Consider the following 291-nt stretch of genomic DNA (forward strand, 5'->3'; position numbering starts at 1 on the left):
ACGACTCCTCTGGCCGCCTCTCGGCCACCCTCCGCTCTGGCTGGACGCGCGTCTTCGACGCGGGCACGGGCACCTGGAGCAGCCAGCAGCGCTGGGTGGGCACCTTCTACTTCACCACCCGCACGGGGGAGAGCACCGCGGACGCGCTGGGCCGCACCCTTGAGGTGCATGGCCCCTGCTTCGTCTCCAGCGAGGCCGCCACGGATTGCGCCTCCGGCACTCCCTTCCCGGTGACGCGCAACTACTACTGGGCGGACACGGAGACGACGCCCCGCCGCAACCAGTTGCAGA

1 protein-coding gene is annotated in these 291 nt (G+C 70.8%); it reads left to right on the plus strand.

What is annotated here, in order from left to right:
* Positions 1–291: hypothetical protein (locus AABA78_RS39105; RefSeq protein WP_338270632.1), on the plus strand; the 291-nt coding region annotated here is incomplete at both ends.

It is taken from the genome of Corallococcus caeni, from assembly GCF_036245865.1.
Taxonomy (GTDB): Bacteria; Myxococcota; Myxococcia; order Myxococcales; family Myxococcaceae; genus Corallococcus; species Corallococcus caeni.